The organism is Nitrospira sp. SG-bin1, assembly GCA_002083365.1.
Taxonomy (GTDB): Bacteria; Nitrospirota; Nitrospiria; order Nitrospirales; family Nitrospiraceae; genus Nitrospira_D.
In genome coordinates, this window is sequence record LVWS01000015.1 from 74,284 (window position 1) to 101,010 (window position 26,727).

A 26,727-nucleotide genomic window follows, 5' to 3' on the forward strand; every position below is an offset into this window, starting at 1 on the left:
TTGGGTAGAGCGGGCGACCTTCGGCCGTTTCTGCTCTCCTCGCAGGAAAGGGAGTGTGGTGATTCTATTGTGGAGGTGTAAGTGCGCTGAGCTCAGTGAGCTCGGAAGGGTGTTTTGGTTTGCAGTCGTGACTATGGTGATCTGGGGGGCGTGGCCTGCGGTGTCAGTTTATGCGGATACCAACATCGTTCCCTGGGGCTCTGTGATGGAGCGATACGATAGCAATGTATGGCGTAGACCCAAGGAGCTACTACGGGACGCGCAGGGGAATGCCCCGCAGCTCCATGATTTTGTGACGACGGTGAACGGCGGGCTAGACCTGCGGCACGACAGTCGAGACATGGAAGCAGACCTGAAGGTGGGGGGAAATTACAGCGCGTTTGTGGAAAACAGTAACTTGAACTTTTATGGTGCGTTGCTCAATGGCACCGTCGGCTTGGATCGATGGGTTGATCAGTATGTCCGAGGAGCGCGTTTGCGCGTCACCGAGAACTTCGTCTATACCCCTGAGCAGACTTTTGGGAGGGGGACAACGGTGGTGGATGACGTCTTCGGTAGCGGCCTCGTCACATTTCGACGGAGCAAGGTTCTGAACACAACGTCCTTCAATGGAAGCTACCCTCTGTCCCGAGACCTTTCTTTGGAAGGTGGGTATATATTCGGCCTTCGGAGGCTAACCCGTGAAACTGAAGGGGGCAATGTAACGGGGGCCACCTTCTTCAACACGATGACGCACACGTGGTCCGGAGGACCTCGATATCACCTGACGCGAAACGACAGCGTCGCCGCCTTGTATCGACAGACGTTCATTACCCAAGAGCGGTCCGAAGGCGGCAGGACTTTCAGCACCAATCTCATCACGCTCGAAGGCGATTATACCAAGGTGTTCCCGGAGTGGACCTTCACGGTCCGTGGGGGCGTCACGTTTGTCGAACCGGTCGGACGGACATTGCCGTCCGGTTCCATCCAGGTCACAACTAAACCGGAACGAGACACTGTTCTCAATCTGACGCTTTCCCGGGAAGCCAGACCGTCATACTTTTTACAGGGTGGCGCGCGGATCAACCATCTTGCGCGTGCGAGCATCAGACATAGGATTTATGAGCGACTCAGCGTCAGCGGGGCCGGTGGGTATACCCATAGTCAGTTTTTTCCCAATACGGAATCTCAATTTCAGGTTGTCACCGGAGCATCTCGGCTTGAGTATATGTTGACGAGGAACATCAGAGGAGAGCTGTTTTATGTCTTTTCACACATTAACTCAGATACAACGGCGCTTGAGTACCAGGTATCACGCCATCAAGTAGGGTTCATGCTGTCGGTCTTGTTGGAAACGTTAGGGGAATCCTTCGGATGGGAATAGGGTAAGGGCAAGCCATCTGGGATACGACTCAATCGGAATCGACGATGAATCCACATCGCGTAGCGCCTGCCTCCGGTTGTTCGTTCTGCGCATCTAGGCGAGAATTCTGCCTGTCCAAAAGATGATCACGTGCCAGCCTGTGTCCTGCTCGCCATGTACACCGACATTGATCGGCCCATCAGGTGGGATCACTCTTTCCGTCGCGCGGATGCATTCAAGAGTTCCTCATATACCAGCGTTACGCGCTTCATCATCGATTTCGAACCATACAACTGGTCCCCGATTTAGGTGGGATATCAATCACAGATGCCGTCTCTCTCGGAACCTTAATGAATGATTCCGCGATCGGTTCGTCCAGGTTCTGAGGAGGTTGGGGCAGTGCATCGCACACCTTCCCTGAGGCTTGAGGCAATTCCTAAGTAATGGCGGATGCACGCGAGCAGGGATGTGCGGTGCAAGTGAATTCGTCCATCCCACGCGAACATGATGAGGAGTGTTATGATTGTTCTCGAAAATCATGTGGCTGTTGTTACAGGGGCGAGCCAAGGGATCGGACGAGCGATAGCGCTTGGTCTTGCAGCGAAGAGAGCCAGGCTGTTTCTAGTGGGACGAAACCGCACGGCGTTACACGAGGTGGCAGAACTTGCGCGCAAGTTGTCGCCATTGGTCGTGGTCCATGCGACTGACCTGGTAGCTGATGGGGCAATCACCGGTATCGTGGAGAGTCTTAGTAAGCAATTGGGTGGCGTTGATGTGTTGATTCACTGTGCTGGAGCCTATTCGAAGGGTGATTTTCAAACGGCTTCAGTGGACGAATTTGATCGGCTGTATCGAGCCAATGTGCGTATGCCGTACCAGTTAACTCAGTCTCTTCTGTCAATACTCAAAAAAAGGAAAGGTCAGATTGCTTTTGTCAATTCAAGCCAAGGGCTTCAAGCACAGGCGCATCTTGGTCAATTTGCCGCTACTCAGCATGCTTTGAAAGCCATAGCGGATAGTCTCAGAGATGAGGTCAACTTGGATGGGGTTCGGGTGCTGAGTGTTTATCCTGGGCGAACCGCCACGCCACGCATGGAGGCTATTTTCCAGATGGAGGGAAGGGAGTACAGGCCGGAGCTTCTTCTCCAGCCCGAGGATATCGCTGCGGCTGTCATTAATGCTCTGATGATGCCGATAACAGCTGAGGTGACGAACATCAATATACGTCCGCTTATAAAGTCGTATTGATTGGTTGAAGCGGCGAACTTACAGATGTCGCTGACAAGGCGGGGTGTCCATGGTATTCCAAACTACCGGTGATACTATTCTCTCATAGTTTCATGTTGCACGGCGGGATCTATTGTGGAGATAGCATCGTGAGTTCTTGACGGCCAACAGATGATATGCAGAATAAGCCGGTGGAACATTGAGCTCGCAAGGGGCGACAATGGACTTCTCCGAGATGCTTGAAATAAAAGCGGCTAATCGTCGTCGGTATCGGACGTGGGCGGAGAGGAGGCCGATAGCTTCGCACCCGTCGCATGCTGGCATGATAGAGACTCTGAACTGGATCCTTGTGACTAACTCATGGGAGAGAACCGGCTCTCATCGCTAATCGGCACTATGAAAGTAACTTAACGAGGTGGCTATGGAGCAAAGTATTCAGGTAGTTCGGATTGAACCGTCCAAGGGGTGGGTATCTCTTCAACTAAAAGAGTTATGGGCTTATCGTGAGCTGCTCTACTTCTTGATCTGGCGCGATGTGAAGGTGCGCTATAAGCAGACTGCGCTCGGCGTGGGTTGGGCCATCATCCAACCCGTGTTTACTATGGTTGTCTTCAGCGTTTTCTTCGGACGACTGGGGAAGATTCCTTCCGACGGAATCCCTTATCCGATCTTCACGTACGCTGCCCTGGTTCCCTGGACCTTCTTTGCCCAGGGGATGGGGCAAGCATCCAACAGCCTGGTGGGAAGCGCCAATCTGATCAAAAAAGTTTATTTCCCAAGGCTTTCGGTTCCGATCGCGTCGGTGACTTCCGGAATCATCGATTTTTCGATTGCTTTTATTGTGTTGCTCGGCATGATGCTCTATTACGGCATCCTTCCCACGCTCAATGTGATCTGGCTCCCTTTCCTGCTTCTGCTCACGGTTGTGACGTCGCTCGGTGTCTCGCTCTGGTTGTCCGCCTTGAATGTCCAATTTCGAGATGTGCGACACGTGCTGCCGTTTCTGATTCAGCTTTGGTTTTTCGCGACTCCCATCGCGTATCCGAGCAGTTTGTTGTCGGAGCCTTGGCGGACCCTCTATAGCCTTAATCCGATGGTGGGGGTGATCGAGGGATTTCGTTGGGCCTTGCTTGGGACGGCGACCGCCCCGGGGCCGATGTTAATCGTGTCTTCGCTGACCGCCCTGGCACTTTTGGTCGGGGGAGCATTTTACTTCCGCCGGTTGGAAAAGACGTTTGCGGATGTGATTTGATCGTGTGAAAAGTGAACACCGGCGAAGAACTCCCGGCGTTGTACTGAACGACTAAGAGGCAATTCTGTGCATCGGGTAGCCTAGCGCCCACTTTGTACCACACTCCGAGGAATCATGGACGAGATCGCCATACGAGTAGAAGGAATCGGCAAGCGGTACCGTATCGGGAAAATGGAAAAGTATAAAACGCTGCGGGATTCTATCGCGGGGGCGCTCGGCGCGCCCTTTCAGAGAGCAAGGCAACTGTTCCAGGGAGGGGGGGCGAACGATGCTGAGTTGGATCCTGAGTTCTGGGCGTTGCAAGACATTTCCTTCGAGGTGAAGCAGGGAGAAGTCATCGGCGTGATCGGCGGCAACGGGGCGGGTAAGAGCACCCTCTTGAAAATACTCTCACGCATCGCCGAACCGACGGTCGGACATGCTGAAATTCGCGGGCGTGTCGGATCCCTCTTGGAAGTAGGCACCGGCTTTCATCCGGAGTTGACAGGCAGGGAGAATACGTTTCTAAACGGAGCGATTCTGGGCATGAAGCGGGCCGATATCGAAAGAAAATTTGACGAAATCGTCGCCTTTTCCGAGGTCGAGAGGTTTATCGATACGCCTGTGAAACACTACTCCAGTGGGATGTATCTTCGGTTGGCTTTTTCCGTCGCGGCGCACCTTGAGCCGGAGATTCTGTTGGTCGATGAGGTTCTGGCGGTCGGGGATGCAGGATTCCAAAAAAAATGTCTCGGCAAGATGGGAAGTGTCGCCAAGGAAGGCCGGACGGTCTTGTTTGTCAGTCACAACCTTGGGGCCATCACGCAGCTTTGCGGAAGGGCCGTGCAATTGGAGAAAGGCAGATTGAAGCGTGTCGGACCTTCGGTCGAAGTGGTGAATACGTATTTGTCTTCCTTGTTCGGAACGGAAGTCAAGTCGAGCTGGTCCAACGAATCGTCCTCGCCGAGCGACTCCGAGGTCCGATTCACATCCGTTCGGCTGTTGTCGAGCGATGGGCGACCGCAATCCGTCGTGAACTTTAACGACTCGCTTGTGCTGGAGATTGCATACGACGTAAAAGTTCCGATCAGAGACCTTTCTGTAACGTTTCACCTATGCGATTCGATGAATAATATCGTATTTGAATCGATGGATACCGACTTGCCTGAATTGAGAGGATGTGTCAGAGAGACTGGTCGTTATCATGCCGCCACCAAGATCCCTCCCTGTTTGCTGAAGCCTGGCCGCTACTATCTATCAATCATTTCGTTCACTCAAGGTGTAAGCAGCTATAAACTGTTTCAGCAGCTTGAGGGAGCATTGACGTTTGATGTGTCCGAGGTCGGTTATACGTTTAATCCGGGCCGGTTAGGAATCGTTTCCCCTGTGCTAGCTTGGAAGGTGTCCCGGCTCAACGACAACGGTCAAATGCCTCAGTGAGCGCCCATTCGGCAAACCGTGTCTTAAGCGTCTCCATGAATAGGACGGTGTTCCATGCCCTGTCACCGAAGCTTTCCTGAATGTGAGACTGTTTACCATGTAGCGATGTTGAGGAAGCAGCAACCAGGTCATCTTCTGGGTAATGGCGAGGACTGATATGAACGTGAATGAAACGGCACACCCCTGCCCACGACGACGCCAACTGGTCAGCGTCATTATGCCGGTGTACAACGCTGCCACGACGTTGGCCCCACAACTTGATGCACTGAACAGTCAGGTATTTGACGGCGACTGGGAGATCGTGGCCGTCGATAATCGTTCGACGGACGACTCGGTCGCGGTCATCCGGCAGTATCAGCAGCAGATGCCACATCTCCGTCTGGTCGGGGCAGAGGAGAAGCAGGGCCGTGCGTATGCCTGTAATGTCGGAGCGCGGGCCGCCAAAGGGGATGTCTTTCTTTTTTGTGATGCCGATGATGTCGTCGCCCCGGGTTGGCTCGCGGCACTGGCTCGGGCACTCGAGCAGCACGAGTTTGTCGCCGGCACCATTGACGTCGAGGCCCTGAACCAGAGCAAAGCCTGGCGCCATCACCCCGGCAATTTTGCCACGAGACGAAATCTGTTTTTTCTGCCATTTGCCTGTGGCGCCCTTATGGCGCTTTCGCGTGAAGCATTCGAGCGAGTCGGCGGCTTTAGCGAGAGGGCTTCCTTTTGCGAAGATATAGAGCTCTCGTGGCGTTTGCAACTGCAAGGCTATGTGCTCCATCCGGTCCCGGACGCGGTGGTTCAGTACCGTTACCGGGAGACGCTGCAAGCAATGTGGAAGCAGAATGTGCGCTATGGCGCGGCTCATGTCTATCTCTACAAGCAATTCGCCTCTTACGGAATGCCTCGCTCATCCCTCCGTGGAGTTTATTATAAATATAGGGGGTTGGTCATTGAGCTCCCCTATTTACTGGGGGGAGAAGAAAGCCGGAGGGCGCATTTCCTGCGCAAGGTGGCGCTCTGCTGGGGTCGGTTGTGTGGTTCCTTGCGCTATCGCACGGTTTATCTATAAGCATAAGGGCCGAGTGATATATTCGACTGAGTGAACCCGGCACAACGCAAACGCGGAAACAAGCGTAGACAGAGATAAGTTCGGGAGACTGGCTATTTGCTGAATCTTTGGAAAAGATGAACGTCGTGACGCATTTTCATCTTGCCTTTATGTCCGTCCTGCGGGAATTGGGTGAAACATATGAGGAGACGTATCCTTGTGCCACCGAGAGCGATGGAACTTCTTCCGGATGTCAAAGAGCATGCCTTGTCAACACGTTGGCCTCCGACCGTTTGGAGTTCTCTGAACATATTGCGTCGGATTGAGTCTCGGGTCCGCGATTCCATACGATAACAGCAGCCCTTTCTTCCGTGGGGATTCAACGGTAGAGGAATGTATGTGTGTAATTGGACTGGAATAACAAGATGAAGGAAAGCTTATGAGGTTGAGCGTCGTAATACCCTGTTTTAATGAAGCGGATACCATTGGGACTCAACTCGAGGCGCTTGCCAATCAACAGTGGTCTGAGCCTTGGGAGGTCATTGTGTCGGACAATGGGTCAACAGACGGCTCAATGGACGTCGTAAAACAATACGAGGGACGGCTGCCTAGTCTCCGAATCGTTGACGCATCCGGGAAGCGTGGACAAGCCTATGCCAGGAACGTAGGTGCAAAGAACGCCCTGGGTGAATTCATAGCCTTTTGCGATGCTGACGATGAGGTGGGTTCGGGGTGGCTGGCGTCGATGGGAGAGGCGTTGTCAAAGTGGGATTTTGTTGCCTGCCGCATCGATGTTCATAAGCTCAGCCCTGCATGGGTGGCGGAGAAGTGGGACCATTCACAGGCACGAGGGCTTCAGACGGGCGGTTTCTTGAACTTTCTTCCGCATGCTGGGGGAAGTACCATCGGAATTAAGCGTCGTATCCATGAGGAAGTCGGCGGTTTCGCTGAATCATGTCGTTTAGGTGAAGATACGGAGTATTGTTGGAGAGTGCAGCTGAAAGGAACAGCGCTTCATTTTGTGTCGGATGCGGTGATGCATGTTCGCTTGAGGGATACCGTGAAAGGGATTTTTCTCCAGTCTTTCGGCTGGGGAGAATACCGCGTTCTTCTGTACAAGAAGTACCTTCCATTAGGCCTGCCAAGACACACGTGGAAAGAAGGGATCGAGGCATGGAAAGATCTCATCATAGGCTTCCTCAAGAATATTCACAAAATTCGGAGTAGAAGAGATCTGGTTCATTGGGCTCAGCGTCTTGGCACCCGAATGGGGCAGCTAAAGGGCAGTATCAAATACAGAATTTTTGCGATTTGACCGGCTCCTCAATGGCGCAAGAGAGATACTGAAGCGCATGTGTCAGTCGCCGGCAGGCTGTTGACAAACAGCGTACAGCGAAGATCTATTGACGGAGGTCAGCTTTTGATGTCCTTAAGTTGGAAGTCATCCGCCAGAGCTATTTTTCAGAGGTTGGGGCGTTTGGAGAGTTATTATTATGATTATTGGGAGCTCAACAGACAGGCTATGAGAAACCTGAAGGCCGTGGAAAGCTATAAAGGCAAGACGAGCCGTCAGGATCTGAAACAGTGTAACGATTATGCGGTGGAGGTCCTCGGACATAAGCGCTTTGCCCCCTGGTTGTATGTCTATACGGCGGTTTCCGGGCGGTTTCGAGAGGGCTGGATTCCCGATAACTACTACTTCTCGGTTGTCGTACCCACGATTCAGAAGCGGTATGGACCGATGGCGGACCTCAGGGGGCTGAGCGCGGTCATGCTTCAGAGCGCGGCCCTTCCTGATGTGCTCGCGTACGTCAACGGGATCTTTTTTGACACCACCTCCGGATTTGTGTCACCCGATGCGGTGAGAGACAAACTGTTCAAGGATCAGGAGCGAGTGGTCTTCAAGCTCGATCATTCGCTCCGAGGTGAAGGCGTTTATTTTCTCACGCGTGAGTCGTTCAGTCTTGAACAGATCCACCGGCTGGGGAACGGGGTGTTTCAACGCGCCGTGCGGCCGCATCGATTGTTCGCTGAATTCACCCAACAATCCGTAGCAACCGTACGAATCACGACCGTGTACGAGGAGAGTGGGAAGGTGTCCGTGCGGGCATGTTACCTGAGAATGGGCAGTGGAGATGAAACCCATGTGCAGTCAAAAACCGAAATCAGAGTGCCGGTCAACGTGGTCAGTGGAGCATTAGAGGAGATCGGGTACACGGCGGAATGGCTGGAGACCAGAGTTCATCCGACGAGCCATGTCGCGTTTGCCGGGAACGTGATTCCTGCATTCCATAGTTGTGTACGCACCGTGACCGAGTTGCATCGGAAAGCTCCCTATACACGCTGTGTAGGCTGGGATGTGACTGTCGACCGGGACGAGCAGGTCCAGCTCCTGGAATGGAATGGGGCGAGAAACGGCATTAAGTTCAGCGAAGCCACGCAAGGGCCGTGCTTTGCGGACTTAGGCTGGGAGCGACTATGGAAGTCAGGGTAATGGGTGTGCACTATCCGCCGGCCGCTCATTTCAATGGGCTCCCCAAAAAGCATAGCGAGTTCTTCCAACTCGTCTCTTGGACATCAAAAAGAAATGCTCCACTTGATTAAGAAGGCATGCGCGACGGTGAAGTGTGCTGCTCTTTCCAGAGTGGGGACGATCACGAGTGTGTCCACGTCGCGACCGATGGTGGCCCTCACGTTCGACGATGGCCCCGATCCGCTTTGCACCCCCCGTCTTCTTGCGATCTTGGAGAAGCATCGCGCAAAAGCGACATTTTTCATGGTGGGCCAAGCCGCAGCGCTCCATCCCGACATCGTGGCAAAAGTGGCCGGCGGCGGACATGCGATCGGCAATCACTCCTGGGATCATCCTTCTTTCCCGCTCATCACCGGACGGGAGCGGCGGGCCCAGATCCGGGCCTGCGCGCAGGCGATTGCTCCCTATGGAGTACCGCTCCTACGCCCTCCCTATGCGGACCAGAACCTGTGGTCCCGTCTCGATGCATTATGGCTCGGCTATCAGGTCATCATGTATAGTGTGACGGCCGATGATTGGCTCGACCATGACGCGGATTGGATGAAGAGCAGGATTATGAGCCGAATTCGTGACGGCAGCATCATTCTTTTGCATGATTCGCTTTTTCGGTATGGAGAGGAGCGCTATGCCGACCGGGAACCGATGATGAACATGGTGGACTCGTTTCTCAGAGAACTGAGCGGGCGTTTCAGCTTCGTCACCGTTCCGGAACTGCTTCGAGAGGGGCGTCCGTTACGAAGAAAGTGGTGTAAGAAATGTGACGTTGACTTTCTCAATGGGCTCACAGGGCCGTACGGGGATGGGTGGCGATACTCGGGAGCCGATGGTGGCTCAAAAACAGAAAAGAGATGCGCCGGGCAACCTTAGAATGAAAGGCTTTTCGGCAGGCCTGTCCAAAATCAATCATGATGAATATGCCTGTGTGAGATCGTGATGTGATAACGACGACCGACCACTAAGGGCATTTCTGCGCGATGCCCTATACGCTCCCCTGAACCATAGACCATTAAAAGAAGAATGTCTTGGTGCAATGTCCCTTAGCCATGAAGTTGTCATGCGTTATTCGAAGTGTACTGAACGCGAATGGTAACAGCCTTGAAGGACACCGATCCCGGGTACTGTGGGCACTGACCATTCACGCCTGCAGAAACCACAGCCACGCGGCGCCATTCCGGCATCGCTTACTAATGAGAAACGATATTCGAGACAAGCGGAGTCACTTCGGGCATCATGGACCGGTCGCCATAGAGAGCGGACGTTCTTCTTTCAACACATCTCCTTGACGGAGAGGCTTGCTAGTTAGACTATGCAGTCTATGGGCCATGACGATCTCGAGGAGCCTGGTATAGGAAGATGTGCGGAATAGCCGGAGAGCTGAGATTCAGGAGCAAACAGTCCGCATGCGCGGACTGGGACAAAATCAGTTCGATGATGTCCCGTCGAGGGCCGGATGATAGCGGATCCTGGTCCGGTGATGAATACTGCACCTTGGTATTTCGCAGGCTGTCGATAATCGATTTGAGCCCACGGGGCCATCAGCCCATGACCGTCGGGAACGGCCGATATACATTGGTGTTCAACGGCGAAGTCTATAATTTCATGGACCTGCGGGGACAATTGGAGAACCGAGGGGTGACATTCCGCTCGACCAGTGACAGCGAAGTTGTCCTGTATGCATTGATAGAATGGGGGACAGACGCGTTGGCCCGGTTCAACGGGATGTTCGCGTTGGGTTTGTATGACAGCGTTGAGAAGAAGCTGCTGCTGGCGCGCGACCACGCGGGCATGAAGCCGCTCTATTACTTGCTATGCGATAACGGCATCGTCTTCGGTTCTCAGTACGATCAGTTACTGGCGCATCCCTGGAGCGCTCGTTTCGGCGTGTCCGAGGAGGCGTTGGGACTGTATCTGCGCTTGGCCTATATCCCCGCTCCTTGGGCCATAAAAAAGAATACCCACATGCTCGAACCAGGCATGTGGATGGAAATTTCCGCTGAGGGACAGTGTGCACGGGGCCACTTTTATGTTTTTCCCGAATATGCCGAGCCTTCGTTGAGAGGGGAAGAAGCCTTCGAGGCGGTGGATGAAGCCATAACGGCGGCCGTGAAAAGGCATTTAATCAGTGATGTTCCCGTGGGGGCCTTTTTATCCGGCGGCATCGACTCTCCGTTAGTGGTGGCCAAGATGCGGTCCGTCAGCTCAAAGGCCATAGAAACGTTCACGATTGGAACCGGGGAAAAACATACGGACGAATCCGCGGACGCGCAGGCGTATGCCAAAGAAATTGGCGTCAAACATACGGTCGACTATATCTCTCCCGATCAGGTGCAGGCGTTGACCGCGGATGTCATCGACGCCTGTGGAGAACCGTTCGGTGACTATTCGATCTTTCCGACCTTGATGGTGTCCAGATTGGCCGGCCGTGATCATAAGGTGATGCTGTCCGGCGATGGCGGGGATGAATTGTTCTGGGGGTATCCCAGCCGCTTCATCAAGCTTATCCGGCTGACTCAGGATTTCAGGCGACCGCTTTGGCTGAGACGGCTGCAATGGGGAATGAAAAGAGTCCTGTTAAGAGGCGATGACAGGTATTTGCTTATGGAGTCCTTGGGCCACTGCCATCGTTCCATGCACACCCGCCTTCCTGAGGTGGGTCTGAAGGAAATATTTCCGTCCTTGCCCGCATGGCCATCGGAAAACAATGTGTATGCGTACGATGGTCGTGACCAGGATCGAATAGCGCAGCTCTCGCGGTGGCATGAGTTGGTCCATCATTTGACCATGGTATTGATGAAGGTTGATCGGGCCAGCATGTACAACTCACTGGAGGTTCGCGTTCCTTTACTCGACAGGCAAGTCATCGAAGCGGCCACGAAGATCGACTGGCGCGATTGCCTGAATATGGAACAGAAACTTGGGAAACTACCGTTGCGGCATGCCTTGGCAAAAATGGTGACATACAAGACGTTTCGGAAGCGCGGGTTTGAAGTGCCGATGGCGACATGGCTCAGAACATCTCTGAAACAGCTGTTCGAGGAACAGGTCCTGACACGAACCGATATCCTGGGGCTTGAAATCGATCGAAGGGCGTTGCGTGGAGTATTTGAAGACCATATCAATGGAAGATGCAATTATGCACGTGGACTCTGGCCGCTCCTCAGCTTGGCATTATGGGAAAAGCGATACTTCGCAAGGCCTCAGGTAGGTATCAACTGAGTTTCGGATTCGGCATCGGGACTGCAACTTGAGTCGTACGGAGACCTGCCCCTAAGGTCCGGCCTCTTTATCAGGAACGATCACAATGCCAGATTCTACAGCTCCTCTTGTCTCCATAGGCATACCGACATATAACAGGGCGGGCACCTATCTTCGACATGCGCTGCGCAGCGCGGTGCGTCAAACCTATGAGAACATTGAGATCATCTTGTCCGATAATTGCTCGCAGGACGATACCGAATCGGTCGTGAAGGAATTCGGCGAGGCTCGGATCAGGTACTACAGGCAAAAAGAAAATATCGGCCCGGTCAACAATCGAAATTTTTGCCTGGAGCAATCCCGAGGGAAGTACTTCGTCCTGCTGATGGACGATGATTTGATCGACGACGACTTTGTCGCCACCTGTATGGAGGCGGTGAAACATCATGAGCCGGGCGTCATTTTGACCGGAGCGCGCGAGATTGATTCCAAAGGGAATATCATATCCGCTTGTCGCAATACGGTGGGCGGTTGTTCAACGGCCGAATTTATCTTAGGATGGTTCGAGCGCAAACTGCCTCTGTATCTGTGCAGCACGATCTTCAACGCCGACAGGTTGAAAGAGCTTGGCGGAATACATTCGAAAACGAACAGGTATGATGATGTCGTGGCATATGTTCAACTTGCCGCGAAATACGGGAGAATAGATATTCCCGATGTCAAAGCGAGTTTTCGCAGGCACGACAGCAATATCGGGAGTGCTGTCCATTATTCCGCTTGGTGCGAAGACAGTCTTTTTCTGTTGGACATCATGTGCAATGCCGTGCCTGAGCATGCTGCCGTCATACGAGAAAAGGGAATGGCGTACTTCTGCTTCAGAAATTACAACCGCGTCGCCGGAATGACACCTCTGAGTGAACGGTGGCATGCGTACCGAACGATCTACAGGACCTTTGACTACTGTTATTCCCCGTTATGGTTTTTGTATGTAAAAAACCTTTCTCGTCTCCAGAAGTTTCTGAAGAGGCAAATTACAAGCCGGTAGCATGAGTTCATGCGCGTTTGTCTTCGAGAGTAGCAGATTCAAGGGCGTGTATTAATTCGGATCGTTCGGCCTTATCGTATCATCCATTATGAAAATTGCTTTTCTTGTCAGCCAATTTCCCTCCGTCTCCGAGACCTTTATCTTGAATCAGATTGTGGGTCTGATGGAGCTGGGCCATGATGTCCATATTTTCGCCGACAAGTCGGTGAAGAATGTCACCATTCATGAGAACTATGAGAAATACGGATTGTCCAAGCGCACACACTACTATGGAATTCCACAGAACAAAATATCGAGAATGCTCAAAGCCATTCTCCTCATCATGAAATATGCGCCAAGCCACTATGACGTTCTGCTCAGATCGTTAAATATCGTTCGGTATGGGAAACCGTCATGGTCCCTTAGTCTCCTTTTCATGAGCGCCGCGCTGACAGAAAGAGGTCCTTTTGACATCATCCATTGCCAGTTCGGCGCGCTCGGACCCAGTGGGGTGGCACTCAATCAAATCTGTGCGAGTCATTCCAAGATCGTGACATCCATCCGAGGGTATGATGTAACCGTGTATCTCAAAAAACACCCGGGGATTTATCGTGAGTTATTCGGGGAAGGGGATTTGTTTTTGCCGGTTTGCGAGTTCCTTAAGGAACGGTTGATCCAGGAGGGCTGCGAGCAAAAGAAAATCGTCGTTCACCATTCCGGCATTGATTGTTCAAAATTCGAATACATTCAGAGAGAGCGGGGACCTGGCGACCCTATCAAGGTGCTGACGATTGCGAGGTTGATCGAAAAGAAAGGCGTGGCCTTTGCCGTTGAAGCCGTGTCACACCTTCTTTCAAAGGGAGAAAAAATAGACTATTCGATAGTCGGGGATGGAGCGCTTCGTGAGGAGTTGCAGCAGTTGATAAAGAGCATGGGTATTGAGCGACAAGTCAGATTGCTCGGTTGGAAAACACACGAGGAAGTGAAAAGATTATTGGAGGAATCGCACGTGCTGGTTGCTCCTAGTTTGACTTCCGAAAGCGGTGATCAGGAGGGGATTCCAAACGCCATCAAAGAGGCGATGGCTACGGGGTTGCCCGTGATCAGTACCTTTCACAGCGGGATACCGGAACTGGTGGCCGACGGTGTGTCGGGTTTGTTGGTGCCGGAACGGGACGCGGTTTCTCTTGCAGAGGCCCTGGCCCAGCTGATGAGCCATCCGGAAATATGTAATAGGATGGGTAAAGCGGGAAGAATGCACGTGGAGCAAGGGTTTGACACACACGCCTTGAATAAAAAGCTGGAAGAATTATACCGGGAACTCATGCAAGACACGTATTCCAGGCCGTGCGCTCTCGACATCGACCGATGCATACTTTAATAAACTCCGATGTCGCATGGGGTTTGTATAGACGGCGTAAGAGAGGCCTCTCACTCCAAGCTTCGATATGACGCGGGGAAACGTCTCACGATGGTCGCTCCTCACATGTTTGAAAATATTCATACAGAAGAAAGTACGGGGGGGGGTGCCGATAGGCCAAAACTGCTCCTCCTCGCCTGCTATTTCCCGCCGGTCCAGACGATCGGGGCTGTTCGTACATGGAACATGGCGAGGTATTTGGCCAGGTTAGGTTGGGAGGTTACCGTGGTAACCCCCTACCCTCGTGTCTGGCGCAATGCCGACGACAGCGAAAAGATCTCGACCGAGTTGGATGCCGAAGGCATTCATCGTATCCTGACCGGCCATCGATGGTGCTGCCTGGTGCCCAATCATCTGAAATGCTGGGATCGGAACATGGGATGGGTTGTAGGAGGCATCTGCCGATCGATCGCACGGCGACTCGGGGTCGATATGCATATAGGTTGGATCAAGGAGGCCGAGCGAGCTTGTTCCAATTTGAGTCCGAAAGATGTGGATGTCATTCTTGCTTCCGGTTCGCCGTTCGTGGCGTTTCGACTTGCAAGAAGCCTCTCAGATCGGCTGAGGCGGCCTTATGTCTTGGACTATCGAGACCCCTGGACTCAAAGTCGTTTCGTCGATCGGCCACCGAGACCAGGGGCGGTCCGGGAAGAGGCACGTTTGCTTGAAGGTTGTGCAGCGGTCACCATTGCGTCGCCTTCATGGGGCGAGGACTTGGATCAACGGTACGGTGTTGGGGAAAAGGTTCATGTGATGACAAACGGCTACGATCCCGACGAGATGGCCGCCGTCAAACCATACGACTTCGGACATTGTGCCATCGTGTATACAGGAACCTTTTATCATCCAAAGATCCTCGTCTCACCGTTCCTTGCCGCGCTCAAATGCCTGAAGGAGTCTCCGAATGAAACAAACGAAGCATGGTACTTCCACTACTATGGGGTGCAAGAAGGCTATGTTCGCCAACAGGCTGCTCAGTATGGTCTGACTGATCGTGTAGTGATTCATGGAAGAGTCCCGAGGCGCGAGGCGTTATCGGCAGTCAAGGGGGCGAACCTCGCACTGGTCATTAGTTCAATTTATGAGCAAAGCCAACTCATAGATAAAGGGACTATCCCGGGCAAAATATTTGAAGCCATCGGATTCGGAACGCCGGTTCTCCTTATTTCCTCTTTTGGCAGTGACACAAGAAGGCTCGCGGCTTCTACCGGATTCGTGAAAAGTTTTACAGGTGCCGATACTCAGGGTATGGTATCGTTTCTCCAGGAAGTGGTTAGTGGACAGACGCCTCGGTCCGAGAACATCGAGAGCTGTTCGTGGACGACCATTTCTAAGAATCTTGATGCCATCCTGCGAGGGATAGTGGCGCGTGATAAAAGTCGCGCACAGGCGTGAGACAGAGGTTGGGATGGTGCGAACGTGCCAACGCAGACATGTGGAGTCTGATGCCCCGTCGTAAATCTTGCTGCAGCGCTCCTCACACGTAATTTTCGATCAAGATGGATCAGTGGGATGTCCGAAATCGTCAATGTGCGAACAGAATGAGAAAATCAGTGGCGGCAGATTCGCTGGTGTTACGAATTATTTCATGTATATGATTCGGCTTGAGACGAGGCAATGAAACCGGGTGCTAAGCACATGGTCAATTCTGAAATAATTATTGAACGGCACGATAAGCAAAATGCCGATGGCCGGAGCTTATCTTCCTGGCTTCAAGGTCATGCGTGTGTTGCGACGGTGATTGTTCTAATCGCGTCGCTGCTGCCGCGCTTGTTTCTGACTTTGTCGGCGGATCCCGCAGATCTCAAGTTCGGCGACTCCGGATCCTATTTCCGTCCTGCTGTAAGCCTTTTAGAGAAGGGAAAATTTTTAAACAAAAATCAAGAGCCGGAAGTCAGCAGAACTCCTGGATATCCTGTATTTCTATCGGCGCTTATGGTCGTGACCGGAAAGAGCGTGAATAATGATGAGGACCTTCGCACCATTCTGGTCGTCCAAACCATTATTACATCCTGGAGCGTGGTCTTTCTCTATTTGCTGGCTCGACGGATCGTTCCTCCTATTATGGCCTTCACGGGAGCTCTCTTGGCAGCTTTTTCTCCTTGGGGCGCCGTAACAGCCGGCTTTGCGCTCACCGAAGGTCTATATTTTCTGACCCTTGCGATGCTGTTTTTTGTAATGTATTTCGTGGTAGAGCACACGACGAAACTTTATGCAATTTTAGCTGGCGGTGCAGCCATAGGGCTACTGACAAGCGCTGTGGTATTTGTAAGGCCTCTCTGGCCTCTGGTACCAATTGTCGCGATCGCACTATTTCTCTTGTGCGGGGACAAGCGGGAAAAGGCTTGGATTTTGGTGGCCGTCATGCTCGTCTGCTCGGCTTCACCCTTATACCTGTGGAAGACTCGTAACCTACGCGAGGCCCAGTTTGATGGGTTTAGCGACGTCCCGGGAGTGAATGCCTATCATTACTTTGCGGCTGGTGTGAAGGCGCAACTTCAAGAAGCAAGGGGAGACCGGTGGGCGCTCCATAGAGCAGCACATGAGGAAGAACGAGAGTGGAGTCAGGGCCTTTCCATCCAGGAAGTGAATGACGAACGCTGGCGAAGGGCGATCGCCGTTTTTCGAGCAGCTCCTATCTTGACGGGCTATTGCTTTGTATTGAACGCGGGCCAATATATCATTCATCCCGATCCGGCTATTTTGCGACCGGCTGGATTGAACTTCCGTGGCGATGTTTGGGTGCTTGGTGGATTTTTGGCTTCCTTATTGATTTTTGCTGGGCTAGGCCTATGTGGCACTCCGGACAGAAATCGGGACGGCGGCGTGATCCAGATGAAATGGCTGCTAGCAATTTTGGGTATTTGTCTACTTCTTACTCTGCCTTCAGGGATTACGTTCGGTCAAGGTTCACGATATCGAGTCGCGCTGGAGTTCATCGTTCCGTTACTGGCAGCTATAGGACTAGTACGTCTCATTCGTAGTTTAAGACAGAATTGACTTCCTGTCAGGTAATATCCTTGCCGGCAGTTATTCCAGTTGGCACCGTGCTTCCTGCAGTGGCGAGATTCTGGATTGGACTCGCCGAGGCCCCACGACGGGACGTCTACACTGTGATATTCGGGTGAACGTTCTTCAAGAATCACTTATCGTATGGAAGTGGGCAGCATGAACCACTGTATGAGAGTTAGAGGTTTACGTTGGTAGAGGAGCCACCGCTTGTCATCGATCTCGATGGCACACTGCTTCGTTCCGATCTTTTGATCGAGACGGCGCTGATGTACGTACGGGATAGACCTCGCCGGATTCTTGCGCTGCTGCAGTGGCTGATGCTGGGGAAAGCTGTCCTCAAACGCCAACTGGCCTATGCCACGGAGATCGATGTCACTACTCTGCCCTACGACAGGGTGATAATCGAGTTTATCGAGCATGAGCGACGGCGTGGCCGGCGGATCGTTCTCGCGACGGCGAGCCATCGCAGGCTGGCAGACCAGGTCGCAAGCCATCTGAGGCTCTTCGATGACATCATTGCTACAGACGGTGATTGCAACCTTTCAGCCCATGCTAAGCGCGATGTACTCGTGCAGAACTTCGGTCATCGTGGTTTTGACTATGCTGCCAACTCCAAGAAAGACCTGCCCGTATGGAATGCCGCCCGTCAGGCTTATGTGGTCAATGCCTCCCTCATGGTTGAACGTAGGGCGCGGGCGCTTGGCAATGTGGCCGGTGTCCTCGGGTCCCCACAAGGAGCACTGCGCGACTGGATACGAGCTCTGCGGGTGCATCAGTGGCTCAAAAACATTCTCATTTTCGTGCCGTTACTGGCTGCCCACCGCTATACAGAGTGGTTGCAGGTTCTCAATGCGTCACTCGCCTTCCTTTCTTTTAGTTTATGCGCTTCCAGCGTCTACATCTTGAACGACTTGCTTGATCTTCGGGATGACCGTCACCACGTCCGCAAGCGATCAAGGCCTTTTGCCTCCGGGCAACTCTCGGTCCAATCCGGTCTGATCGCGTCTCCGCTCATGCTGATGGCCGCCTTGGGTTTGGGGATCTGGTTGTTGCCGATCGTTTTCACGATCGGATTGGTCTGCTATTACGCGCTGACGCTGGCCTATTCCATATGGCTCAAACGACGAATGGTCATCGATGTCATCACTCTTGCAATCCTATACACCTTGCGCATCCTTGTCGGTGCCGTCGCTCTCAGTATTCAACTGAGCTTTTGGCTGCTCGCGTTTTCAATGTTCATCTTCCTAAGCTTAGCGCTGGTCAAGCGCTACGCCGAACTGTTTCAGGTACGTGAACAAAGCAAACAGGACAAAGCTCGTGGCCGAGGCTACTTCACAGATGATCTGCCTATGATCGCGGCGCTCGGTGCCGCATCCGGCTACATGGCGGTGATGGTGTTGGCCCTCTATATCAACGATGGCCGAACCACTCAGCTGTATAGCCATCCAGAATTCATTTGGTTGGCTTGTCCCTTGCTGCTTACATGGATCACACGCGTTTGGATGCTTACGCACCGCGGCTCGATGAACGAGGATCCCGTAATTTTTGCCGTTCGCGACCGTGTGAGTCTTTCCATCGGCGTATTGATAGCGTTCGTATTTTGGGCGGCCATATGAGCACTGGTAAATTGCTGTTATAATGGTCGCGACTCGTCGACGCGCAAACGATCGTGTCCTTGACGGGGTATCCTACGAGAGATATAGTGATTTGCGAAATTGCGATTACCTATAAGATATCGTACTCATCCGAGCCAGTACAGGTGTTGATAGGACTGGTGAGTTTCCTGTGCCGAAAAGGTCAGAACCCACGGGTTGATCTGGCCTAAGGATCCTACACCGCGCCTAACAAGCAACCCGCCTTAGTTACAAAGAGCACCTACAAAAAACCGAGGTACACTCCATTCTCGACCGACCCATCAGATTAAACCAGGGACTATCGACAAGCGGGGTACCGGTCGCTACTCAACACATCGTGCCCCAATCCCGCACCACCCCTGTTGAGAGATGCTTGCTCTTTGCGGCGATGGTGATTCTACCGCTGGAAAATTATCTTCCCACGGTAGCCGGGATGACCGTCAACTTTCTCCTGTTTGTCGTGATCGCGGCATATATCATGGTGAATCGTCCTCGCACCTTGGGCAAGACGTGGTATCACCCCGTCTTTATCGCAGCCTATGCCTTCATCGGTGTCAGCGTCCTCTTGGAATTTTCGAGCCCGCTCTCCAGATATGGCGACCTTATACGTTTTGGGCAAATGATCGGAGGCGCGGTGTGCGTGGCGGTACTATGTAGAGATCGCTCGGCGCTGACTATCGGCCTGTACGGATATATTGCGACAGCCTTCTGGGTATCTATTGTTCTCTATTCGACGGGATATGAAACGCTACAGGGAATGCAGGCTGATGATTTCGGCGAGGCTAGCCAAATTCGCCGTCAAGCGTTCGGGAATAAGCCCTTGGGGGCCAATATAAATCATCTGTCCTTTATATGCGCTCAGGGAGCAATCGTGGCATTTGCTCTATCTTTATGGGACAGATTAAAGCATCTCCGTATTTTATTGCTGGGAGCAGGCGCCTTCTGTCTCATTGCCTCATTCTTACCGATGTCCAGAGGTGTCGCCGTGGTCATCTTCGTGTCCTTTGCGACAATTCTCTATGCCCAAGGATTCAGATATGGGAAAGCTTTGATCGTTGCTTCCGTCTTAGGCATGATTGTTTATGCAGTGCTACCTGACGCGATCTGGTCTCGGATGGTGTTCTCAACTGAGACGGCAAAGAGTGGCAAAAAGGAGAGCCGGATGCAGTTATATGACACGTCATTAGATCGTCTACCGGAATACATCGTAGCTGGTGTTGGTTCGGGAAATTTCCATGAAAAATGGGGGCTCGAGAAGGGGTATGGCAGACACCGTGCCGGTGGTATGATTACGCATGGTGTGCACAACTCACTTCTCGCGATCACAATCTACTGGGGAGTTCTCGGCCTCATATTTTTTCTGTGGATCATATGGCATGTCTATCGTTTAATACCATCACGATCCGGTCGTGATGAACTTTCGCTTGCACTGCTGGGCATTCTCGTCGCGCTCGGTTTATATCTCCTCCAGATACATGGTTTTCATGACAAGATGTTTTCCTTTGGTATCGGCATGTTGGTTGGTGCGAGACAATGGATCTGGCCCACGGGGATCGTATCGGAAGCTGTGGAAACAAATGTTCGTCGGCGCCTGTAACGCCTTAGTTGTTTAAAACACTTAGCGAATCTTAGGGACTTTCTGTAGGGATCCCCACGTGGACTGCCGCATCCTCTATCTCGTCGGGCAGTTAGGTTTAGGTGGATTAGAGCGGCAGCTACTGTACTTGCTAGAATCTATGGATCGAAGCAAGTATAAACCCGTCGTCGCTGTGTGGGGGAATTCTCATAATGATCACTATGCCGCATTCATTCGCGCATTAGATGTTCCTGTGGTCGCACTAGGAACCAAGCCGACACGATTGGCCAAATTACAGGCTCTGCGCAGTCTGGTGTCCGATCTGCGACCTGAGGTCATTCACTCGTACACGTTCTATACGAACATCGCTGCCTGGTGGGCAGCTCAAGGTGCAGGAGCCATCCCTATTGGGTCGGTACGAAGCAGCTTTACCCGAGCTAGCCGGGAAGCGGGGCAGATTTTAGGGCGATTTTGTAGACGATGGCCGTCCGGCCAAGTCTATAATAGCTTTAATGCGGAGCAAGAGGCCAAACGTTCGGCGACAATAAATCGGCCTCGCCGCATCTACGTTGTCATGAATGGAGTCGATCTGGATCGGTACATACCTCAGCCGTACCCTGAACGGGGACATATCCTAGCTGTAGGAAGCCTGTCATCGGTAAAGCGATGGGATCGGTTAATTCGAGCCGTCGGTTTTCTTGCCTCTAAGGGCGTATGTCCTGAGGTCCTTCTTGCGGGATCAGGACTCTTGAGAGGGGAACTAGAGGACATGGCGAGAAGTCTCCATGTGGATCATCTAGTTCGGTTTCTGGGCGCGCGGAACGATATTCCGGATCTACTCGCTGATGCGGCCTTTCTTGTCCATACTGCCGAGAGCGAAGGCTGTCCAAATGTCATTATGGAGGCGATGGCCTGTGGTCGTGCCGTTGTCGCCACCGACGCGGGTGACGCTCCCTATTTGATAAAAGACGGCAAGACGGGGTTCGTGGTGCCAAAAGAGGATGGAGCTGTACTCGCCGATCGTATCGTAGCTCTTCTCAAAGACCAGGAGTTGTGTCGCAGGATGGGGGATGCCGGTCGGACAAAGGCCGAGCAAGCTTTCGGACTCGATCGCTTGCTGTCAGAGACCTTTGCGGTCTATCGGGCTGAAGGGTGGAAGGACAAATAACATGTGTGGAATCGGTGGTTGGATCGGCAGACAGGAGGGTGGCGGTGAAGCTGCCGACCATATGCGGCGGTCGCTCCATCACCGAGGCCCCGACGCCTTCGGAGTCCGGTCTTTCCCCTCGGCCACTCTGGTGCACACGCGTCTCTCGATCATCGACCTGTCGGAAACCGGTACTCAGCCGATGGCAAATGAAACCGGAACGGTTTGGAGTGTCTTCAACGGCGAGATTTATAATCACAGGGAGTTGCGGAGCCATCTGGAAGGGAAAGGGCACCGCTTCAGGGGCCATTCGGACTCTGAAGTCATACCACATCTCTATGAAGAGCTAGGCATAGGTTTTGTTGAGCGATTGAGGGGAATGTTCGCAATCGCGATCTACGATATGCGTACCGAAACGCTCTTGCTTGCTCGAGACCGTTACGGGATCAAGCCGCTTTTTTATGCCCCGACGAAGTCGAGGCTGGCTTTCGCAAGTGAGCTCAAGGCCGTACTTTGTGTAAAGGACATCGACACGAGGCCGGATCGACAGGCGATCTATGACTCCGCGGCGCTGTTGTATATTCCAGCTCCCGGCACTTTCTATCAAGGTATCCATGCTTTGCAAGCCGGAGAGATTCTCGAAGCAAGTTCACTGTCAGATGGCGCGATTTCCTGGAAGGCACGACGGTATTGGAAGGGAATCATCGCACCGGACCCAAGCCTGTCCTTATCGGAAGCCGTTGATCGAGCGGAAGAGCTGATCGCGACAGCAGTCCAACGTCAGTTAGAAAGTGAGGTCCCTCTCGGTTCGTTGCTGAGCGGAGGAATTGATTCCTCACTCGTCAGCGCGGCAGCTCAACGAACGCTTCAGGGAAGGCTGCGGACCTATAATGTTCGTTTCTCGGACCGGAAGTATGATGAGACATCGGACGCATTAGCCGTGGCCCAACATATCGGCAGTCATCATATGGCGCTCGATATGGACGAGGGACAAGGAACATGGGAACGGGTCATCGACTTGCTGAAGCATGCGGGACAGCCCTTTGCCGACACATCGCTATTCGGGGTCAATGCGGTGTGTCGTTTGATGCGTGCCCATGTCACCGTTGCGCTCTCGGGAGACGGCGGGGATGAAGGATTTGGTGGATATGATGTCTATTGGCGGCTGACCAGAATTGCACAGATGCAACGTTTGCCTGCCGCTCTGTGGAATGTAAGCGCTCTGGCGCTTGATCCACTGGCAAACCTGGCGGTTGTGTCACCCCATCTCCCAGCTCGTCTCAGGGAAGTGGCATACGGCGACGATGTGCAAATCGTTCAAAACTTGTTCACCTTTTTGCAAGAAGAAGAATTGCGCAGGTTATGCTTGGACTATGGAAAAATGCTGCCGGTTCGCCGGTTCTTTGAGCAACAGTGGGAGCACTGCTTACCCCCGAAGGCGGGTCGAGTGGAGCGGCTCTCTGGATTGGCGACGGAAGCCAACGTGCGCGTGACGTTGGCGAACGACTTTTTGTTCAAGGTTGACCTCGCCAGTATGAAGGAAAGTCTCGAAGTGCGTGTACCCATGCTGGATGAGGAATTGTTTTCATTTGGCCTCACCTTGCCGCACCAGCTCAAAGTGAAAGGCCGTGAGTGCAAGCAGGTCCTGCGGGAGATTGCCGCACGGCAGCTCCCTCTGATGATCGCCAAGAAACCCAAGCACGGTTTTGCTGTTCCTGTGGATCGGTGGGTGGATGCTCAGTTTAGGTCTCGCGTCAGAGAGACACTGCTTGGTCCATCGAGTCGGCTGCCGGAGTTTTTTAGGCCGGAGAGATATGAACCGATCGTGGAAGCGTTTTGCAGCGGTCGCCCCGATGGAGCTTTCTCACGGGGTGCCATCTTCCGGCTGACGATTTTCTTGCTTTCCGTTCACTTGCATTTAGCGGATGACGGAGCCGTCTGCTAAATGGGAACAGCTGAAGCCTTAATGGGCTTGTCATTCTGTGAGCCGAACTTATGCTAACTTTTGAAAACCAGAAACGTCCAACCGTGCTCTTAGTCGGCAACTTCCTATCTGCTACTAGGGGAACTCGGAGTGTGTGCGAGGACCTTGCCTTCCGACTCAAGGCTGCCGATTGGTGCATTATCACAACATCCTTTCGTCCTGGTCGGTTAGCACGGTTGCTTGATTTTCTGCAGACTGTTTGGCGGTGTCGAAATCAATATCATGTGGCACATGTCGATGTCTACAGTGGGCCGGCATTCCTGTGGGCTGAGTTGGTGTGTTGGGCTTTAAGAATGGTGAAGAAGCCATATGTGTTGACGCTTCGTGGAGGAAATCTTCCGGCATTTGCTCAAAAGACCGGTGAACGTGTCCCTCGCTTATTACGGAGTTCCCCTATTGTTACTACACCCTCGGCCTATCTCTTTGAGCAAATGAGACCCTACCACAAGGAGTTAGAGCTGTTGCCAAATCCATTGGACCTGGAAAAGTATTCGTTTAAGGATCGAGCGCATCCTGTCCCCAAGTTAGTCTGGCTCAGGGCATTCCATCATATCTACAATCCCTCGCTCGCTGTTCGGGTAGTCGCTCAGCTGGCACAGGACTTTCCAGAGGTTCGGCTAGTCATGATGGGCCCCGATAAGGGTGATGGGAGTTTTGAACAGATGAAAGGATTGACATCGCAACTTGGCGTCAATGATAGGCTGATGTGCACGGGCACTGTCACTAAAGATGAAATTCCCAAGTTACTCAATCAAGGCGATATTTTTTTGAATACACCCAGAGTGGACAATACGCCAGTGAGTGTGCTCGAAGCCATGGCTTGTGGATTATGCATTGTGAGTACGAATGTAGGAGGCATCCCTTATTTGCTCAAAGACGAGAGCGATGCACTCCTTGTTCCTACTGACGATGCTGCCGCAATGGCCCAAGCGGTTAGGCGATTCTTGACCGAGGATGGTCTCGCCGATCGGCTGTCGAAAAATGCCCGCATAAAAGTTGAACAATTTGATTGGCCGAGCATTCTCCCAAAGTGGGAGAAAATTTTGATGGAAGTTGCAGCACAAGCTCGGAAATGAAAGACACACTACTCAAAGCTTACCATAGACTGCCTGGACCATTGCGTTCGATAGTAGCCAGCATGCGCGGGCTGCACCTCCGATCCTGGCGATACGGCCCGGAAACAGAGCGTCTGGCTGAAGAAGCACTTAGGCGTGAATATTGGAGTCCAGAACAGTGGCGAGTCTGGCAAGAAGAACGATTAGCGTATGTACTCCATCGAGCTGCCACGCAAGTGCCGTACTATCGGGAGCAATGGGCTGCCCGACGGAAGGGCGGGGATAAGGCATCGTGGGAGTACTTGGAAAATTGGCCGATTCTTGAAAAAGACTTGCTCAGGGCGAACTCACGAGGATTTGTGGCCGATGATTGTAACGTGCGGAAGATGTACAACGAGCGGACAAGTGGGAGTACCGGTAAGCCACTGAGCTTGTGGGCAAGCTTGCAGACCATACGTACTTTGTCTGCCTGGAGCGAGGCACGGATTCGCAACTGGAACGGCGTGTCTCGACACAACCGTTGGGCAATGATTGCCGGCCAATTAGTGACTCCGGTGACTCAGAGACGTCCGCCTTTTTGGGTATGGAATCAGGGGTTAAATCAACTCTACATGTCTTCCTATCATCTGGCTCCGGATCTCATGGTGACTTATCTTGATGCGCTTTCTCGCTATCGTATTGCCTATCTTTATGGGTACCCTTCTTCGCTCTACGCATTAGCTCAGAAAGCCTTGGACTTAGGCCGAAAGGATCTGCACATGGCCGTCGCGCTCACAAGCGCTGAACCGGTCTATGAGTATCAACGAGCAGCGATTGCAGAAGCCTTCAACTGTCCTGTTCGTGAAACCTACGGAATGGCCGAGATGGCCGCTATGGCAAGTGAGTGTGCTATGGGCCGGTTGCACTTATGGCCGGAAGTCGGGTGGGTAGAGTTTGTTCAGAATGATCGACCGGTTCCGCCCGGGGTGTCTGGCGACCTGGTGTGTACGGGCTTGTTAAATGCTGATATGCCACTGATCCGGTACCGCATTGGTGATCGAGGCTGTCTGACGGATCATCCTGAAGCGTGCCAATGTGGACGTACCTTACCGGTGATGGGATCGCTGGATGGAAGAATCAGCGATGTGCTCTACACAAAAGACGGGAGGCGCGTCAGCAGGTTTGGTGCAGTATTTAACGGTGACCTAGCGATCCGCGAAGCTCAGATCATTCAGGAAAGGCTTGATTGTGTGCGTGTGAAATTTGTACCAACACCAGGTTTTTCCTCGCGTCATGAAGATGTGATCGTGCAAAGAGTCAAAGAACGGATGGGGGATATCAAAGTAGTCATGGAGCGAACCACGGAGATTCCTCGCGGAGCGAGCGGAAAGTTTCGCGCCGTTGTCTGCAAATTACCGGAGGAATGTAGAGCTAAGGATAAGCCTCAAAAGAGTTGAGCATCATGACTACTTGACGCTCGCACAAAGCTGGTCTTGTCAGAGCTAGATGCTACCTACCACTACTTCAAGCCTTGAAAACTGTCCTGGAGGGGCAAACGCCAAATTGCTGGAACAATTGGCATAGCGATCAAACCACCAAAGTTTAGTTTTACGGTTCCTCTCATCGCACACCACGCAGGGCCTATGAACGGTTTAAACAAGTCGGAATAAGTGGCCTTACATTTGTACTTAGGTCTCTAATAGACGGCTTATTTTGCATAATGATTGCCTATTTCTGTATAAGGTGCGGAACCTCATTTAAGACACCGCCAAACATTTCTATAGCCTCAGCGTGTTGTGAACTATGAGGAGACTCCACATGCTTCGACTCAAGCAAGCCCTCGGGGCCTGTATTTTAGTGAGCGCCTTCGCGTCAACCGTTGCGGCGCACGC

At 52.7% G+C, this 26,727-nt stretch carries 20 protein-coding genes; all 20 read left to right on the forward strand.

Translation table 11 applies throughout. The annotated features are described in order from the left end of the window. Nucleotides 1–133 precede the first annotated feature (133 nt). Nucleotides 134–1,363: a hypothetical protein gene (locus A4E19_15905; GenBank protein ID OQW35939.1), complete on the forward strand. Its 1,230-nt coding sequence runs from the start codon at nt 134–136 to the stop codon at nt 1,361–1,363. A gap of 498 nt (nt 1,364–1,861) precedes the next feature. Next, the gene (locus A4E19_15910; protein ID OQW35940.1) at nt 1,862–2,590 is read left to right on the forward strand and encodes a hypothetical protein; all 729 of its coding nucleotides are present in this window, start codon (nt 1,862–1,864) and stop codon (nt 2,588–2,590) included. A gap of 400 nt (nt 2,591–2,990) precedes the next feature. Then, the gene (locus tag A4E19_15915; GenBank protein OQW35941.1) at nt 2,991–3,821 is read left to right on the forward strand and encodes a phosphate ABC transporter permease; all 831 of its coding nucleotides are present in this window, start codon (nt 2,991–2,993) and stop codon (nt 3,819–3,821) included. Between the two features lie 114 nt (nt 3,822–3,935). Continuing rightward, nucleotides 3,936–5,240 (forward strand): hypothetical protein, encoded by a 1,305-nt coding sequence (locus tag A4E19_15920; GenBank protein ID OQW35942.1) that lies wholly within the window; start codon nt 3,936–3,938, stop codon nt 5,238–5,240. 142 nt (nt 5,241–5,382) lie between these two features. Then, nucleotides 5,383–6,297 (forward strand): hypothetical protein, encoded by a 915-nt coding sequence (locus A4E19_15925; GenBank protein OQW35943.1) that lies wholly within the window; start codon nt 5,383–5,385, stop codon nt 6,295–6,297. Nucleotides 6,298–6,413: 116 nt separating this feature from the next. Then, nucleotides 6,414–6,602, forward strand: coding sequence for a hypothetical protein (locus A4E19_15930; GenBank protein ID OQW35944.1), 189 nt, complete (start codon nt 6,414–6,416; stop codon nt 6,600–6,602). 113 nt (nt 6,603–6,715) lie between these two features. Continuing rightward, nucleotides 6,716–7,591, forward strand: coding sequence for a glycosyl transferase family 2 (locus tag A4E19_15935; GenBank protein ID OQW35945.1), 876 nt, complete (start codon nt 6,716–6,718; stop codon nt 7,589–7,591). A 207-nt stretch (nt 7,592–7,798) separates the two neighbouring features. Further along, complete coding sequence (locus A4E19_15940) at nt 7,799–8,770, forward strand: hypothetical protein (GenBank protein ID OQW35946.1); 972 nt, start codon at nt 7,799–7,801, stop codon at nt 8,768–8,770. Between the two features lie 93 nt (nt 8,771–8,863). Next, nucleotides 8,864–9,676 (forward strand): hypothetical protein, encoded by an 813-nt coding sequence (locus tag A4E19_15945; GenBank protein ID OQW35947.1) that lies wholly within the window; start codon nt 8,864–8,866, stop codon nt 9,674–9,676. A 486-nt stretch (nt 9,677–10,162) separates the two neighbouring features. Further along, entirely contained in the window at nt 10,163–12,025 is a 1,863-nt protein-coding gene (locus tag A4E19_15950) for a hypothetical protein (protein ID OQW35948.1), read from the forward strand. An 85-nt stretch (nt 12,026–12,110) separates the two neighbouring features. Beyond that, complete coding sequence (locus A4E19_15955) at nt 12,111–13,049, forward strand: hypothetical protein (GenBank protein OQW35949.1); 939 nt, start codon at nt 12,111–12,113, stop codon at nt 13,047–13,049. An 88-nt stretch (nt 13,050–13,137) separates the two neighbouring features. Further along, a complete protein-coding gene (locus tag A4E19_15960; protein ID OQW35950.1) occupies nt 13,138–14,409 on the forward strand; it encodes a hypothetical protein in 1,272 nt (423 codons plus the stop codon). 90 nt (nt 14,410–14,499) lie between these two features. Beyond that, nucleotides 14,500–15,843: a hypothetical protein gene (locus tag A4E19_15965; GenBank protein ID OQW35951.1), complete on the forward strand. Its 1,344-nt coding sequence runs from the start codon at nt 14,500–14,502 to the stop codon at nt 15,841–15,843. 222 nt (nt 15,844–16,065) lie between these two features. After that, the gene (locus A4E19_15970) at nt 16,066–17,448 is read left to right on the forward strand and encodes a hypothetical protein (GenBank protein OQW35952.1); all 1,383 of its coding nucleotides are present in this window, start codon (nt 16,066–16,068) and stop codon (nt 17,446–17,448) included. 200 nt (nt 17,449–17,648) lie between these two features. Next, nucleotides 17,649–19,076, forward strand: coding sequence for a hypothetical protein (locus A4E19_15975; protein ID OQW35953.1), 1,428 nt, complete (start codon nt 17,649–17,651; stop codon nt 19,074–19,076). A gap of 391 nt (nt 19,077–19,467) precedes the next feature. After that, nucleotides 19,468–20,691 (forward strand): hypothetical protein, encoded by a 1,224-nt coding sequence (locus A4E19_15980; protein ID OQW35954.1) that lies wholly within the window; start codon nt 19,468–19,470, stop codon nt 20,689–20,691. Nucleotides 20,692–20,749: 58 nt separating this feature from the next. Then, entirely contained in the window at nt 20,750–21,838 is a 1,089-nt protein-coding gene (locus tag A4E19_15985; GenBank protein ID OQW35955.1) for a hypothetical protein, read from the forward strand. A gap of 1 nt (nt 21,839) precedes the next feature. Then, entirely contained in the window at nt 21,840–23,762 is a 1,923-nt protein-coding gene (locus A4E19_15990; GenBank protein OQW35956.1) for a hypothetical protein, read from the forward strand. 50 nt (nt 23,763–23,812) lie between these two features. Next, the gene (locus A4E19_15995; protein ID OQW35957.1) at nt 23,813–24,877 is read left to right on the forward strand and encodes a glycosyl transferase family 1; all 1,065 of its coding nucleotides are present in this window, start codon (nt 23,813–23,815) and stop codon (nt 24,875–24,877) included. Nucleotides 24,878–24,939: 62 nt separating this feature from the next. Further along, nucleotides 24,940–26,292, forward strand: a complete 1,353-nt coding sequence (locus tag A4E19_16000) for a hypothetical protein (GenBank protein OQW35958.1) — start codon at nt 24,940–24,942, stop codon at nt 26,290–26,292. Nucleotides 26,293–26,727 lie beyond the last annotated feature (435 nt).

What these genes read in the sequence shown, in the direction of transcription:
- A4E19_15905 (OQW35939.1), top strand. Translation starts at nt 134, where the DNA reads ATGGTGATCTGGGGGGCGTGGCCTGCGGTGTCAGTTTATGCGGATACC.
- A4E19_15910 (OQW35940.1), top strand. Translation starts at nt 1,862, where the DNA reads ATGATTGTTCTCGAAAATCATGTGGCTGTTGTTACAGGGGCGAGCCAA.
- A4E19_15915 (OQW35941.1), top strand. Translation starts at nt 2,991, where the DNA reads ATGGAGCAAAGTATTCAGGTAGTTCGGATTGAACCGTCCAAGGGGTGG.
- A4E19_15920 (OQW35942.1), top strand. Translation starts at nt 3,936, where the DNA reads ATGGACGAGATCGCCATACGAGTAGAAGGAATCGGCAAGCGGTACCGT.
- A4E19_15925 (OQW35943.1), top strand. Translation starts at nt 5,383, where the DNA reads ATGGCGAGGACTGATATGAACGTGAATGAAACGGCACACCCCTGCCCA.
- A4E19_15930 (OQW35944.1), top strand. Translation starts at nt 6,414, where the DNA reads ATGAACGTCGTGACGCATTTTCATCTTGCCTTTATGTCCGTCCTGCGG.
- A4E19_15935 (OQW35945.1), top strand. Translation starts at nt 6,716, where the DNA reads ATGAGGTTGAGCGTCGTAATACCCTGTTTTAATGAAGCGGATACCATT.
- A4E19_15940 (OQW35946.1), top strand. Translation starts at nt 7,799, where the DNA reads ATGAGAAACCTGAAGGCCGTGGAAAGCTATAAAGGCAAGACGAGCCGT.
- A4E19_15945 (OQW35947.1), top strand. Translation starts at nt 8,864, where the DNA reads ATGCTCCACTTGATTAAGAAGGCATGCGCGACGGTGAAGTGTGCTGCT.
- A4E19_15950 (OQW35948.1), top strand. Translation starts at nt 10,163, where the DNA reads ATGTGCGGAATAGCCGGAGAGCTGAGATTCAGGAGCAAACAGTCCGCA.
- A4E19_15955 (OQW35949.1), top strand. Translation starts at nt 12,111, where the DNA reads ATGCCAGATTCTACAGCTCCTCTTGTCTCCATAGGCATACCGACATAT.
- A4E19_15960 (OQW35950.1), top strand. Translation starts at nt 13,138, where the DNA reads ATGAAAATTGCTTTTCTTGTCAGCCAATTTCCCTCCGTCTCCGAGACC.
- A4E19_15965 (OQW35951.1), top strand. Translation starts at nt 14,500, where the DNA reads ATGGTCGCTCCTCACATGTTTGAAAATATTCATACAGAAGAAAGTACG.
- A4E19_15970 (OQW35952.1), top strand. Translation starts at nt 16,066, where the DNA reads ATGAAACCGGGTGCTAAGCACATGGTCAATTCTGAAATAATTATTGAA.
- A4E19_15990 (OQW35956.1), top strand. Translation starts at nt 21,840, where the DNA reads ATGTGTGGAATCGGTGGTTGGATCGGCAGACAGGAGGGTGGCGGTGAA.
- A4E19_15995 (OQW35957.1), top strand. Translation starts at nt 23,813, where the DNA reads ATGCTAACTTTTGAAAACCAGAAACGTCCAACCGTGCTCTTAGTCGGC.
- A4E19_16000 (OQW35958.1), top strand. Translation starts at nt 24,940, where the DNA reads ATGCGCGGGCTGCACCTCCGATCCTGGCGATACGGCCCGGAAACAGAG.